Source organism: Pseudoalteromonas sp. MMG010, from assembly GCF_018100905.1.
Taxonomy (GTDB): domain Bacteria; phylum Pseudomonadota; class Gammaproteobacteria; order Enterobacterales; family Alteromonadaceae; genus Pseudoalteromonas.
On sequence record NZ_JAGJEG010000006.1, the window covers coordinates 71,282 to 86,023 of the forward strand.

A 14,742-nucleotide genomic window follows, 5' to 3' on the forward strand; every position below is an offset into this window, starting at 1 on the left:
GGCACATGCCGAGCTTTTTTAATCGTAAACACGAATGTCATTATGCTTTTTTTGCAAAATCAATCAGCGTTTGGCCCGACATCCGATAACCCACCCACTCATCTTGTGATTGTGCACCAATTGATTCATAAAACTCACGCGATGGTGTATTCCAATCGAGACAATTCCACTCAAAACGACCACAGCCTTTATCTAATGCAATATTAGCAAGTTGTTTTAATAACAATTTACCTGCCCCTTTGCCACGGTGTGCCTGTGATACGTATAAATCTTCTAAAAATAATCCCGGTTTTGCCAACCAAGTTGAATAGTTATAAAAATAGATGGCCATTCCAATGGGCTCGCCCTGCTCTTCACATATAAGTGCATTAACATGGCTATCATCAGAAAAAATACTGGTTTTTATAGTATCAATTGTAGCCAGTACTTCGTGTTCGGCTTTTTCATAAATAGCTAGTTCGGTTATAAAATGTAAAATCAGTTGGGCATCATCGCGCTGCGCTTTACGTATCGTTATCTGTGTCATATGTACTCCATCGAAATAGATTGACCCTATAACAGACTTCACTTTAGTATGATTAAAGTGAAATTTATCTGCTGTTTTTAAGGTCTAGTGAACTTTAAGAATGAATATTTGTTCACTTAGTGGTCATTTATTGTGCTGCAGTTTTTATATTTTTGTTGCGCTTTCGCCGATATATTAGGCAATATGCCATAACTTAGCTATGTGTATTATTTAAACCCAATAGAGCGAGCATGTTAAGCGTAAAAATAAACCGATTCTAATAAAAATTATATCAGCTTAAGTCGTTGATCAAACCAACAATAAACTAAAATAACACTTATCAATAAGGAATTACCATGACTAAACCACAATCAGAACACATCCCACAAGAAGCCTTTGATTGGTACGATGAATATGCCCATGGTTTGATGGATAGACGCACCTTTATGAAGAAATTAGGCGGGTTAGCCGCCATTGGTTTTTCTATGAGTGTACTCACCTCGGCGTTATTACCAAATTACGCAATGGCTGAGCAAGTCTCATTTAATGACAGCGATATAAAAGCGACCTATGAGGAGTTTGCTTCGCCAACCGGTCACGGTACGGGTAAAGGCTATTTAGTCACTCCCAAAAACCTCACAGGTAACGCTCCGGTGGTATTAGTGATCCATGAAAATCGAGGCTTAAACCCATACGTTAAAGATGTTGCAAGACGCTTGGCTAAAGCGGGCTTTGTGGCCTTTGCACCAGATGCACTATTTCCATTAGGGGGTTATCCTGGCAATGATGACGAAGGCCGAGCGATGCAGCGCACGATGGATAGAGAAAAAATTCAAAATGACTTTGTTGCTGCAGCTAACTTCTTAAAATCACACCCACTGAGTAATGGTAAGTTAGGTGCGGTAGGATTTTGTTTTGGTGGATACATTGTTAATTATTTAGCCGCGGTAGATAGCAACTTACTTAGTGCAGGTGTTCCATTTTATGGCACCCCAGCCAGTGAAAGTCTGCGTAAAAATATAAAAGCCCCACTGATGATTCAATTAGGTGAGCTTGATAAGCGTGTTAACGCTACATGGCCTGATTATGAAGAAAGCCTAAAAGCAAACAATGTTGAGTACACTATGCACATGTACAAAAACGCTAATCATGGTTTTCATAATGACTCAACCGGGCGTTATGATGAAAAAAATGCAGAGCTTGCTTGGCAACGTACCCTTGCATTTTTTAATGAAAAACTAAGCTAATTACTCCATCAGCGTATTAGCCTTAATAGGTTAATACGCTTTTATTTAGCACCCCTTTACGCACTAATTTATTTAATAAATGGTAGCTTCTGGCACGACATTCATCGCGAAGTAAACGTACAGCAGGGGTAATTGACTGCCGACTTGGACAAATTAACCATAATTCGCCTTCAATATGCTGATAATCTTTCATCACGCTTACAACATTATCGTTAAGTAAATCATCGGCAATATCGAGAGCTGATTTTATCGCAAGCCCTTTACCAGCCAAGCACCAACGTCGCACTAAATCGCCGTCGTTTGATGCACGCCGCCCCTGCATTTTTACTTTATAGTGCGTAACCGTGTCGGTAAATTCCCACGTGTTATTGATAATATCATTGAGCTGATAAAATAAACCTTCGTGAGACGTTAATTCATCTGGGTGTGTCGGTTCGCCGTGCTCTAAAAGGTACTGTTTAGTAGCACAAAGTAAGCGCGGAACGTTACAAATTTTAAAGCCATAGACATTAGCATCGTTCGGTGAGCCATAACGTAATGCTATATCAACAGAGTCACGATAAAAATCGATATTACTATCGCTTAAATGCGCTCTTAGCGTTAACTTTGGATGCTTATCAATTAAATCATCTATCCATGGACTCACAATATTACGTCCTAAATCAGATGATAACGCAATACGTAACTCTCCCTTTATTTCATCGTTTTCGCTTTTAATATTTTGCTTCGCATTTTCTAAAACAATTAACGCTTTTTCACATTGAGGAATATAGCGCTCCCCTGCCACCGATAACTTTAAATGGCGGGTAGTACGAATAAATAGCTCACAGCCTAAACTCGCTTCAACTCGTTTTATAGCAGCACTCGCTGTTGCTGTACGCATATCGAGTTTAGCGGCAGCTAGTTTAATACTGCGACATTGCGCTACTTTTAAAATAAGTGTTAAGTCTTCAACATTCATTTTATTATCTAATATTTTTTGATAATGATTCAATTATTATGCTGTTTTTCTAATTCAATACAAGCGATATAATTAACTCATCAACAGTAAATAACAACTTTACTCATTTTATCCATTTGGAGAATATAATGACTCACCCAATTATTAGTGATTTACAAACACGTTATACCGCAAAACGCTACAATCCAAGTAAACGCATTCCAGCTGAAGAGCTCGCCGTGATTTATGAAGCGATGCGCCTTTCGCCTTCATCAATTAACTCACAACCTTGGAAGTTTATTGTTATTGAATCGAATGTAGCTAAAGAGCGTATGCACACAACCTTCGCTAATAAGTTTCAATTTAATCAGCCACATATTAAAACAGCGTCGCACATCATTTTATTTGCACACAACCCTAAATATACCCGTGATGATTACGCACACGTCATAGATGCTGATATTAAAAATGGCCGTACCCAAGCTGAAAACCGTGACCAAGCATTTGGTGCTTATGCGTTTGTCGATTTAAATACCAATGAGAAAGGTAATAATGCAGCATGGACCCAAGCACAAACTTACATTGCATTGGGTAACACAATGCATACAGCTGCCCGCTTAGGCATTGATTCAACCCCAATGGAAGGTGTCGATGCTCAGCTTATTGGTGAAATATTTGCACAAGAGCTTGATGGTTACATTTGTAACGTCGCACTGGCGCTTGGCTATCATGATGAGGCTGAAGATTACAATGCAAAACTACCTAAGTCGCGTTTAGCAAAAGAGCACGTTATTCAGGTTTTATAAGCCTTCATTTATAAAGTACAGTTTACTGCGCATATTTAAATAAGCAGTTAACTGTACTCAAGTCCATATACGAACTTCTTTACCAAGCAATGCCCTGCCCAAACTAAACTCTGCGTTGACATTTTGTTTTATAGTAATTAAGTTATTAATAATACATAACAGCTAATAGTTTTATTCTAAAAATATGACCATTCAGGAAATTAAACCTCCCACGGAATTAGCAAATATCGCAACTGACTACATAATAAAAACGCGAGGGTATAGCGACCATCACACGCATGATTTATTTTTTAATATAATAGTGGGATGTTTTGAAGTAAGTGTGACTACCGATGAGGTTGTGAGAAATATTTGCACGCAATTAAGTTTAATGACGGGTCTTGATTATGCTCAGTTCGTTATAAAGCTTTTCCCCTCAAGTATAAGTGATGTTGAGTGCGTTATTGAAGCGTATAAAAGGCTTTCACACTCCCTCACTGAAAATGAAAAATACCTTGCGATAAAAGCGATAACAAACGTTTCTTTGCCATGTGAAACTTACACTGCTTTATGTCAATCTGAGCATGATTTGGATATACAAACAGCTCAACAAAAATGGGGCTTGCTCGCTGAGTACGCTGCTAGAGGGTGTTTATATAGTGCTAATGCATTAGGGAACCTTTTTTTCCCACTAGCAGATGGCGATCCAATTATTTGTTACAACCCGATTTTAGCAAATAAACTGCTTACCCACGTAATTAGAACACTTGAACTAAATCGTACTAATGATGACTTCATAAAATTCGAAACAATGTTCAACACCATCTTGTGTGAAAGCAAACTAAAAATAGCAATGCTAAATTTAGATAATGATACACGTGCACAAGAATCAAAAGCGTTGATACAATGGGTATGGAGGCATTCACCTCACTATTCTCGAACAAGAAAATATATAAAGCGTCACTTTAGCCACCTACTCGATTGAGTTTGTAAGGTGTGTTTTTGCTAGCTTTAGTATAATTAATTTACCGAGTCGGTAATAAACAGGTTAAAAACGGGTTACCGTGAATGCAAGCGTAGAATAAATTTATTTCCGCTCCTAATATGATTCAAAGTATATATTCTAGATACTGGGTAAAATTGACTTACTATTTATGCAGGTTTGTAAAAAACATCAACTTATTGTTAGATATAAAAAAAGCCGCAATTTAATAATAAATTGCGGCTTTTTAGTGAGTTAAATATTAAAGGTATTCAACGTCAATAATTTCGAACTCAACATCACCGTTAGGTGTTTTAATTGTTACAGCGTCATCAACTTCTTTACCAATTAAGCCACGTGCAATCGGCGAATTAACCGAAATACGTTGTTGCTTAATATCAGCCTCATCATCACCTACGATTTGGTATTTCACTTCTTCGTCGGTTTCAACGTTAACTATGCTCACGGTTGTACCAAAAATAACTTTACCGGTATTTGGCATTTTAGTGACATCGATGATTTGTACATTTGAAAGTTTCGCTTCAATTTCTTGAATACGTCCTTCACAAAAACCCTGTTGTTCACGCGCAGCATGATACTCAGCATTTTCTTTTAAGTCACCGTGCTCACGTGCAATCGCAATATCATTAACGATTTTTGGACGGGTTACTGTTTTTAATTCGTTAAGTTCTTGGCGCATTAATTCTGCACCACGAACTGTCATCGGAATTGATTGCATACTTATCTCACTTTACACCAAGGCCAATTAGGCCTTGGTTTATCCTTTAGTTCAATCGCTGGTGAAGTTCTTGAACTGAGCTCACTTTGCTACGGTCGTCTGCTTGGTTTGCAGTACAGTTAGCAAATGCCGCATTCAAGGTTGTCGTGTAGTTGGTTTTATTTTGCAATGCACCACGACGCAACACCTTCGAATCTTCGATCGCTTGGCGACCTTCGGTCGTATTTACGATATAGCTATACTCTTTATTCTTAATATTATCAAGAATATGCGGACGGCCTTCGTACACTTTATTAACTCGGCGTACTTCAATACCAGCCGCTTTTAAAGCCTCTGCCGTACCACCTGTTGCATCTAATTCAAACCCTAAATCAGTCATGGTTTTAGCTAGTTCAACAACACGTGATTTATCGCTGTTACGTACAGATAGTAACGCGCGACCACCGCGTGGTAAAGTATTGCTTGCACCTAATTGCGCTTTTGCGAATGCTTCGGCGAAAGTATCACCAACACCCATCACTTCACCCGTAGAACGCATTTCTGGTCCACGAATAGGATCGACGCCTTGGAACTTAGCAAACGGTAAAACAACTTCTTTAACACTGTAGTACGGTGGAATAACTTCTTTTGTAATACCTTGGCTTGCTAAAGATTGGCCTGCCATACAACGCGCAGCTACTTTTGCTAGGGCAACGCCGGTTGCTTTTGATACAAATGGAACCGTACGTGCTGCACGTGGGTTTACTTCGATTAGATACACTTTGTTTTCTTTAACAGCAAACTGTGTATTCATTAAGCCAACAACACCTAGCTCAAGCGCCATGTCAGTAACTTGCTTACGCATTACATCTTGTACTTCTTGCGATAAAGAATGCGCAGGTAATGAACACGCCGAGTCACCTGAGTGAACACCCGCTTGCTCAATGTGCTCCATGATACCGCCAATAATAACTTGCTCACCATCACAAATGGCGTCAACGTCCACTTCAATGGCGTTATCTAAGAAGTGATCAAGAAGGACCGGTGCTTCGTTTGAGGCTTGTACTGCTTCGGTCATGTAGCGACGTAAATCTTGCTCGTCGTATACAATTTCCATCGCACGGCCACCTAATACATAAGATGGACGTACTACGAGTGGGAAGCCTATTTCAACCGATTTAAGTAATGCTTCTTCAGTTGAGGTCACAGTGGCGTTTTCTGGCTGTAGTAAATCGAGGCGATCTACTAACTGTTGAAAACGTTCACGGTCCTCTGCGCGGTCAATCGCATCAGGTGAAGTACCAATCACTGGTACGCCATTCGCTTCTAACTCACGCGCTAGTTTCAGTGGTGTTTGCCCACCGTACTGCACGATTACACCTTTAGGTTTTTCAACACGTACAATTTCAAGTACGTCTTCAAGCGTAATGGGTTCAAAGTATAAGCGGTCAGAAGTATCGTAATCGGTTGATACTGTTTCTGGGTTACAGTTAACCATAATGGTCTCGTAACCATCTTCACGTAGTGCAAGCGCTGCGTGAACACAACAATAGTCAAATTCAATACCTTGGCCGATACGGTTAGGACCGCCACCAATGACCATTATTTTATCTTTATCAGATGGGTTTGCTTCACACTCTTCATCGTATGATGAGTACATGTATGCAGTATCTGAGCTAAATTCGGCCGCACAGGTATCAACACGTTTGTACACCGGTACAATGTTTAATAAATGACGTTTTTTACGAATTTCGGCTTCAGATACACCTGCAATTTCAGCAATACGCGGGTCAGCAAAACCTTTACGCTTAAGCTTGCGTAAAAAGTCAGCATTTAAGCCAGCCATGCCTACTTCACTAATTTTAGCTTCGTCTTTTAAGATGTCTTCAATTTGCACTAAGAACCAGCGATTAACTTTAGTTAGCTCATAAACATCATCAACGCTCATACCATGGCGCATTGCATCGGCAATGTACCAAATACGCTCAGCTCCTGGCTCGCGTAATTCGCGGATAATTTTTTCTTTCGCTTTAGGGTCATCAAGTGCCACAATTGGGTTTAACCCTGTTGCGCCTACTTCAAGCCCGCGTAATGCTTTGTGTAATGACTCTTGTTGGTTACGACCAATCGCCATTACTTCGCCAACCGATTTCATTTGCGTTGTTAAACGATCGTTAGCACCGGCAAATTTTTCAAAGTTAAAGCGAGGTATTTTAGTTACAACGTAATCGATTGAAGGCTCGAAAGACGCTGGTGTTTTACCACCTGTAATGTCATTTTGAAGCTCGTCAAGCGTGTAGCCTACGGCAAGTTTTGCGGCAATTTTAGCAATAGGGAAACCCGTTGCTTTAGAAGCCAGTGCCGATGAGCGTGATACACGTGGGTTCATCTCAATGATAACCATGCGGCCATCTTTTGGATTTATACCAAACTGTACGTTAGAACCACCGGTTTCAACACCAATTTCACGTAATACTGCCATAGAGGCGTTACGCATAATTTGGTATTCTTTATCGGTTAATGTTTGTGCTGGTGCCACGGTGATTGAGTCACCTGTGTGTACGCCCATTGGGTCAAAATTTTCAATGGTACACACAATGATGCAGTTGTCTTTTTTATCACGAACAACTTCAGTTTCGTACTCTTTCCAACCGATTAATGATTCATCTATCAGTAATTCGTTCGTTGGTGATAAGTCTAAACCGCGCTGACAAATTTCTTCAAACTCTTCCATGTTGTAAGCAACACCACCACCGGTGCCACCCATAGTGAAAGAAGGACGAATAATACATGGCAAGCCAATACGGGTCATTGTGTCTTTAGCTTCTTCCATTGAGTGCGCTATTTCTGCACGTGGACACTCAAGACCAATGTTTTTCATTGCAATGTCGAAACGTTCGCGGTTTTCTGCTTTGTCGATTGCATCAGCGGTTGCGCCGATAAGCTCAACGCCATGCTTTGCCAGTACACCGTGCTTGTCTAAATCAAGGGCACAGTTTAAAGCTGTTTGACCACCCATGGTAGGAAGTACAGCATCTGGCTTTTCTTTTTCAATAATTTTTTCGACCACTTCCCAATGAATCGGTTCGATGTACGTTGCATCGGCCATTTCAGGGTCGGTCATGATAGTTGCGGGGTTTGAGTTAACTAATATAACTCTATAGCCTTCTTCTCTAAGTGCTTTACACGCTTGAGCACCAGAGTAATCGAATTCACAAGCTTGACCAATAACAATTGGGCCTGCGCCTAAGATAAGAATGCTTTTTATGTCGGTACGTTTTGGCATTATTACTCCAGTAAAATTAGTGGTTACGCGCTTGCATCAAATCGATGAAGTGATCAAATAATGGGGCTGCATCGTGTGGACCTGGGCTTGCTTCTGGATGACCCTGAAAGCTAAACGCTGGCTTATCGGTACGGTGAATACCTTGTAATGTGCCGTCAAATAACGATTTATGCGTTGCACGAAGGTTACTTGGTAATGATGCTTCATCAGCAGCAAAACCATGGTTTTGTGCGGTGATCATTACTACGTCGCGGTCTAAATCTTTTACTGGGTGGTTACCACCATGGTGGCCAAATTTCATTTTTGCTGTTTTAGCACCCGAGGCAAGCGCTAATAACTGATGACCTAAACAAATACCAAAAATGGGTGTGTCGGTTTCTAAAAACGTTTTAATTGCATCAATAGCGTAAGTACATGGCTCAGGATCGCCAGGGCCATTAGATAAGAAAATACCGTCGGGGTTTAAAGCAAGTACATCAGCAGCGGAGGTTTGTGCTGGTACAACAGTCAGTTTACAACCACGATCAACAAGCATACGTAAAATATTACGCTTAACACCGAAGTCGTAGGCAACAACATGAAACTTTTCATCAGCAGCGTCAAGGGTTTTAAATCCTTCGCCTAATGTCCAGCTTGATTCGCGCCACTCAAAATTTTCCTTGGTTGAGACAACTTTTGCTAAATCCATACCTTTTAAGCCTGGAAAGGCTTGCGCGGCTTGTAACGCTTTATCTTCGTCGAGCTCGTCACCGGCAATAATACAGCCGTTTTGTGCGCCTTTATCGCGCAAAATACGTGTTAGCTTTCTGGTGTCGATATCCGCAATAGCTAAAATATTACGTTCTTTTAAATAATCATCTAACGATTGTTCGTTACGAAAATTACTTGCTAGCAGTGGCAAATCACGGATCACTAGGCCTTTTGCCCATATTTGATTCGCTTCTTCGTCTTCGCTATTGGTACCCGTATTACCGATATGTGGGTACGTCAAAGTTACGATTTGTTCCGCGTATGATGGATCAGTCAAAATTTCTTGATAACCAGTCATAGACGTATTGAATACTACCTCACCGACTGACATGCCGTCAGCGCCGATTGCAGTACCGCGAAACACTGTGCCGTCTTCTAGGACTAACAGAGCGGATTTAGTCAAGTTAAACCTCCTAACAGTAAAAAACGGGAGTAAGCAAATTGCTTAACACCCCGCCAATACCCAGAGGGATCGTCAAAACCAGATTTTTGTGAGCTTAAATTGTTTTACGCAGTTTTAAATGATGCCGATATAAAACGCTAAACCTTCAATCATTTTTTCTTGCCTAAAACTCTTTTCATTCCCACACAACCCCTGGTTTTACTAGCCACTTGGGTATAATTGGAAACACGCATTTAGTAATTTTTGGCAAATTGGCTGCATTCTACATGAAGTTAGTGATTAGGTCTAACCTTATTTAGTAAATAGCGATAAATAAGTGGTTATCGCTAAAATTAGACCCAAACAGGTAAAAATCCAACTAAACTACTTTAAATCTAACACATCTTGCATATCATAAAGTCCTGACTGTTTATTTTGTAACCACTGTGCAGCCCTTACTGCTCCTAGTGCGAATGTCATTCTTGAACTTGCTTTATGAGTTAATTCGAGTCTTTCGCCCATCGCTGCGAAATAGGCCGTATGTTCACCTACAATGTCGCCGCCCCTTAACACTGAATAGCCGATTTCATTTTGCGATTTTGCATGCTCTACTTGAGTGCGGTCATACACAGCAACGTCATCGTGATCCCAGCCTTTTGCATCAGCAATTGCTTCACCAATAGCTAAAGCGGTGCCCGATGGTGCATCTATTTTGTGACGGTGATGAGCTTCAAAAATTTCGATATCGAGATCATCCCCTAATTTAGTGGCCGCGGTTTGAACTAAATTAAGTAACAAGTTAACGCCGACACTGTAATTGCGTGCAAAAACAATCGGGATATGCTGCGCTGCGTTTTTAAGTAACTGCATATCAGCTTCATTTAGTCCCGTTGTGCCAATCACCATCGGCACTTTATTATTAACGGCGGTTTGTAAATGAACTTTCATGCCCTCTGGCAAAGTAAAATCGATATAGGCATCGAGTTTTGCTGCATCAGATTGTTTACTAAAATTGATGCTGCCATCGGCTGCGCTGTTTAAATTACTGACGCTAATATCAACTAACTCTGAGCTATCGCGTACATAAGCACCCGCTAGTTTAGTTTGTTCTTTTAATGTGATGGCTTCTATTAATGCGAGTCCCATTCTGCCATTAGCACCAAAAACACCTGTTTTAATCATTTTTTTGCCTTTTTGCTGTTTAACAAAGTAACCCCTAGGTTAGCTTTTTAATACTTTTACTGTGATCACTGACGACTGTATTAATCCTGACTTAGTGCGTAACAACCACCACGATTATTTTTACTTAAGTATACCTTTGTTGAAAACTTAATCATAAACTCAAGCTAGCCCCTAGATATTATCGAAAAGTCGTGCAATAGTCAGGTAAGCCTAATTATAATAACAATACCAGTTTACTTTAGCCATCTATACATTTAAACTTCTCTTTAGCGTCGATTTGGTCTTTGGCTTGCGGACGCAGTGCCTACATTAATGCAGCGCACTAAATACAGCTAAAAGAAGTGTTTTGGCTGTGGTTATTTTAACTGGTTACGAGGACTATGATGCAGCCATCATTTAATAAAAATAAAGCAATACTATCACTGACTCCCCTACTAACATTTGTCGCCTTATTTTTAGGCTCTGGATTATATTTACAATCTCAAGGTGTTGATTATGCGTTTTATCAACTCCCTGCCCCGGTTGCTATTTTACCTGCCATTATGTTGGCGTTTATCATCAATAAAGGGACTGTTAACCAATGCGTTGAAACCTTTATAAAAGGTGCTGGGCACAATAATATTATAACCATGTGTTTAATTTACCTGTTAGCTGGTGCATTTTCTGCTGTTGCAAGTGCAACCGGAGGCGTTGATGCGGTTGTTAATGCCGGTTTATCGTTAATTCCACCAGCGCTATTACTACCCGGCTTATTTTTAATTGCTGCGGTTGTATCGACTGCAATGGGGACTTCAATGGGCACCATTGGTGCTATAGGTCCAATTGCCTATGCGGTATCGATTAAAACAGGGATTGACCCTGCATTGATGGCCGGTACGATTGTCTCGGGGGCCATGTTTGGTGATAACTTATCTATTATTTCGGATACAACGATTGCCGCAACCCGTACACAAGGTTGTGAAATGAAAGATAAGTTTAAAGAAAACTTTAAAATAGCAGTCCCAGCAGCCATTTTAACAATTGCTTTATTACTGTACTTAACACCAGCTCCCCAAGCTGTAGAGACGAAAGACTACGATTTATTATTAGTACTGCCATATGCCTTTATTTTAATACTTGCTGTTGCCGGTATGAACGTATTTGTGGTGTTATTTAGTGGTATTATTTTTGCCGCTTTAATGGGCTTTACTGGCAGCTACGAAGGCGGTAGTTTTGTTAAAGATGTATATCAAGGCTTTACTGATATGCAAGAGATTTTCTTACTGTCTATGTTTATTGGCGGGTTATCTGAATTTATTCGTATTAACGGTGGGCTAGACTTCTTAGCACAAAAAATTCAGGGAATTACAAAAATCATTGCAAAATGGCATCGTAAAGTAGCAGATCAAATAGGTATTGCAGCATTAGTGCTAACCAGTAATGTATGTATTGCTAATAATACGGTATCAATTATTGTCGCAGGACCCGTTGCTAAAAAACTCGCTGACGATGGTGACATTAGTGGTAAACGCTCTGCCAGTTTGCTCGATATTTTTGCGTGTGTAACACAAGGGTCTTTACCCTATGGCGCACAAGCGCTATTACTTGGCGCTACCTTTAAAATTAGCCCGTGGGAAGTATCTACATCATCATACTACTGCTTTATTTTAGCTTTTACTGCAATTGCAGTTATTTGTTTACGCCGTAATAAAGTTTAACCGCAACAAGCTAGGCTGCTCGTGTGAGCGCCTTAGCTGCCCCCTTTAATATTTAAAACATTAATTGCATAAAAATAATGCCTTCGTTATTGTTTTACTTCTTTATCTGCTAATTACATTTTATAGCTAAAATAAATTTGGGGAGTAAACATGAATTCATATAAGGCCATATGTCTATCGGCTTTAATAACACTGAGCCAAGGGGTGGCGGCTCACACTCAAGCAGACTCTACCACATTGTCGTATGATGCACTTTTAACACATTACGAATACGATTTTAAAGTTAATTACTTTAGCTTTAACTCACAAAAGCAATCGCTAAAAATGGCGTATATTTATCTAAAGCCAACGAAAGCCGATATGCCTGTTGTCACTTTAATGCATGGTAAAAACTTTAATGCCGATTACTGGACTCATACCGCGCAATATTTACAAACACAGGGATATGGTGTGCTAATCCCTGATCAAATTGGTTTTGGCAAGTCTTCTAAGCCCACTAATTATCAATATTCGTTTGCAGCTTTAGCGGCGCACACTCATGCATTGATGAGCTCGCTTAATATCAACCAATCTATTGTACTGGGCCATTCAATGGGAGGGATGCTCGCAAGCCGATTTGCGTTAATGTATCCGAGCACAACACGTAAACTAATTTTACTTAACCCTATTGGGCTTGAAAACTACTTACAATATGTTGATTACAAAGACACTAACTTTTTTTATAAAAATGAGTTGGCAAAAACGCCAGAAGGCGTAAAACGTTATCAGCAAAAAAATTACTATGATGGAGATTGGAACGCAACGTACTCAGCCCTAACCGATTTTATTACTGGGCAAATTCAAGGACCTGATAAGGAACACATAGCCTGGGTTAATGCTAAAACATATGACATGATATTTACCCAGCCGGTGATAACTGAATTCAATAATTTAACCATGCCAGTTAAATTAATTATTGGGACCCGAGATAGAACAGGCCCAGGTCGAAACTGGAAGAAAGCAGGTGTAAGCTATGAATTAGGCCGATACGATAAGCTAGGAAAACACGCGGCTGCGCAAATTAAAAACGCACAATTATTTGAGCTAGATAATTTAGGGCATTTGCCGCACATCGAAGATTTTTCTCGTTTTAAAACTGTTTTTAACCAAGCATTAAGCCAAAATTAAAAGTCATATTAACCAAAAAAAAGCCTTGTTTAGCGTGTAAACAAGGCTTTTTTATTAATCAGTTGTAAGGGGCGCTTTATAATGTACACTGTGGATTTTTTCCATTTGCGCGTGCTGTACTTTGCTCTTGTATCGCTTTACTCATTTGCGACTCTAAACTGCTTATTCGATTACTTGGCGCTGGGTGAGTAGATAAAAACTCAGGTGTTGAACCACTTCCCGCAGCACTCATATTTTGCCACAATGTAACAGATTCTTGTGGATTAAAGCCGGCTTCGGCCATTAAGTCTAAACCAATAGTATCGGCTTCAGATTCATGTGAGCGGCTAAAAGGTAAAATAACGCCATATTGCGCCCCTAACCCTAAGCCTTGCATAATTTCGTTGCGGTACTGCACATCTCCCATTTCCAAAGCGACGCTACCTAATTGCAGGCCAGTACTAATTAATGAGCTTTGTGATACCCGTTCATTTGAGTGCTCTGCAATGACATGCCCTACTTCGTGACCTAATACCGTTGCTAACTGATCTTGATTAGTCGCTATTTTTAATAATCCGGTATGTACGCCAATGTAACCGCCTGGCAAGGCAAATGCATTTGCAGAGTCATCTTCGAAAACCACCACTTCCCATTGTTGATTTGCATATTCATCAGGCAGTACGGCAATCACTTTATCCGCAATACAATTAACATAGGCATTAGTTTTCACATTCGTATTAATAGGCTGTGATTCTTTCATTTGAGCAAAGCTAGCTGTGCCCATTTCACTCATTTGGCTATCGGAGTACAACGCGATTTGTGTACGCCCTGTAGGTGATGTTTTACACCCTACTAAAACGGCCGTGGCTAACACAGCTAGCACTAATTTTTTCATAATAACCTCTTTTATTACGGCTTTAACTAATTTAAAAGATAAGCCCAATTAATTGCTGTAAAGTAGATTGATATACAACTAGCAGTTAAATCAACTGCCAGCTATCTCTTTATTCGAATAGCTCTATCATATCAAACCCCTGTAAATTTAACATTAACAGGTGCCTGTTGGTGAGTATCTAGCAAATAACTTAGCAAGCAAACTAAGTTTATCCTTGTATTGCATCC

Annotated in this window: 12 protein-coding genes; 5 read left to right on the plus strand and 7 right to left on the minus strand. The window is 40.0% G+C overall.

Annotation, left to right across the window (positions count from 1 at the left end):
* Positions 1-40: 40 nt before the first annotated feature.
* Entirely contained in the window at positions 41-526 is a 486-nt protein-coding gene (locus tag J8L70_RS08195) for a GNAT family N-acetyltransferase (protein WP_211055058.1), read from the minus strand.
* 335 nt (positions 527-861) lie between these two features.
* Here J8L70_RS08195 and J8L70_RS08200 point away from each other — a divergent pair, with 335 nt between their 5' ends.
* Complete coding sequence (locus J8L70_RS08200) at positions 862-1,752, plus strand: dienelactone hydrolase family protein (RefSeq protein WP_211055059.1); 891 nt, start codon at positions 862-864, stop codon at positions 1,750-1,752.
* A 22-nt stretch (positions 1,753-1,774) separates the two neighbouring features.
* On the opposite strand, the gene J8L70_RS08205 is transcribed toward J8L70_RS08200, so the two are convergent.
* Complete coding sequence (locus tag J8L70_RS08205) at positions 1,775-2,713, minus strand: LysR family transcriptional regulator (protein WP_211055060.1); 939 nt, start codon at positions 2,711-2,713, stop codon at positions 1,775-1,777.
* 128 nt (positions 2,714-2,841) lie between these two features.
* Between J8L70_RS08205 and J8L70_RS08210 the strand changes: the two genes are divergently transcribed.
* Together J8L70_RS08210 and J8L70_RS08215 are read left to right on the plus strand one after the other, a co-directional pair.
* On the plus strand, positions 2,842-3,498 hold the full coding sequence (locus J8L70_RS08210; protein WP_211055061.1) for a nitroreductase family protein: 657 nt from the start codon (positions 2,842-2,844) through the stop codon (positions 3,496-3,498).
* A 322-nt stretch (positions 3,499-3,820) separates the two neighbouring features.
* Positions 3,821-4,462 (plus strand): hypothetical protein, encoded by a 642-nt coding sequence (locus tag J8L70_RS08215; protein ID WP_211055062.1) that lies wholly within the window; start codon positions 3,821-3,823, stop codon positions 4,460-4,462.
* 259 nt (positions 4,463-4,721) lie between these two features.
* Here the strand turns inward: J8L70_RS08215 and greA are convergent, their stop codons facing one another.
* The 4 genes from greA to dapB form a co-directional block, all read right to left on the minus strand.
* Positions 4,722-5,198: a transcription elongation factor GreA gene (greA, locus tag J8L70_RS08220; RefSeq protein ID WP_211055063.1), complete on the minus strand. Its 477-nt coding sequence runs from the start codon at positions 5,196-5,198 to the stop codon at positions 4,722-4,724.
* A 46-nt stretch (positions 5,199-5,244) separates the two neighbouring features.
* Entirely contained in the window at positions 5,245-8,463 is a 3,219-nt protein-coding gene (carB, locus tag J8L70_RS08225; RefSeq protein WP_211055064.1) for a carbamoyl-phosphate synthase large subunit, read from the minus strand.
* A 16-nt stretch (positions 8,464-8,479) separates the two neighbouring features.
* Entirely contained in the window at positions 8,480-9,616 is a 1,137-nt protein-coding gene (gene carA, locus J8L70_RS08230; RefSeq protein WP_211055065.1) for a glutamine-hydrolyzing carbamoyl-phosphate synthase small subunit, read from the minus strand.
* A 363-nt stretch (positions 9,617-9,979) separates the two neighbouring features.
* On the minus strand, positions 9,980-10,777 hold the full coding sequence (gene dapB / locus J8L70_RS08235; protein ID WP_211055066.1) for a 4-hydroxy-tetrahydrodipicolinate reductase: 798 nt from the start codon (positions 10,775-10,777) through the stop codon (positions 9,980-9,982).
* A 383-nt stretch (positions 10,778-11,160) separates the two neighbouring features.
* Here dapB and J8L70_RS08240 point away from each other — a divergent pair, with 383 nt between their 5' ends.
* Together J8L70_RS08240 and J8L70_RS08245 are read left to right on the plus strand one after the other, a co-directional pair.
* Positions 11,161-12,474: a Na+/H+ antiporter NhaC family protein gene (locus J8L70_RS08240; RefSeq protein ID WP_211055176.1), complete on the plus strand. Its 1,314-nt coding sequence runs from the start codon at positions 11,161-11,163 to the stop codon at positions 12,472-12,474.
* Between the two features lie 150 nt (positions 12,475-12,624).
* Positions 12,625-13,641 carry an alpha/beta hydrolase gene (locus tag J8L70_RS08245; RefSeq protein ID WP_211055067.1) on the plus strand — a complete coding sequence of 339 codons (1,017 nt, stop codon included), beginning with the start codon at positions 12,625-12,627 and terminating at the stop codon, positions 13,639-13,641.
* A 76-nt stretch (positions 13,642-13,717) separates the two neighbouring features.
* On the opposite strand, the gene J8L70_RS08250 is transcribed toward J8L70_RS08245, so the two are convergent.
* Positions 13,718-14,515, minus strand: coding sequence for a M48 family metallopeptidase (locus J8L70_RS08250; RefSeq protein ID WP_211055068.1), 798 nt, complete (start codon positions 14,513-14,515; stop codon positions 13,718-13,720).
* Positions 14,516-14,742 lie beyond the last annotated feature (227 nt).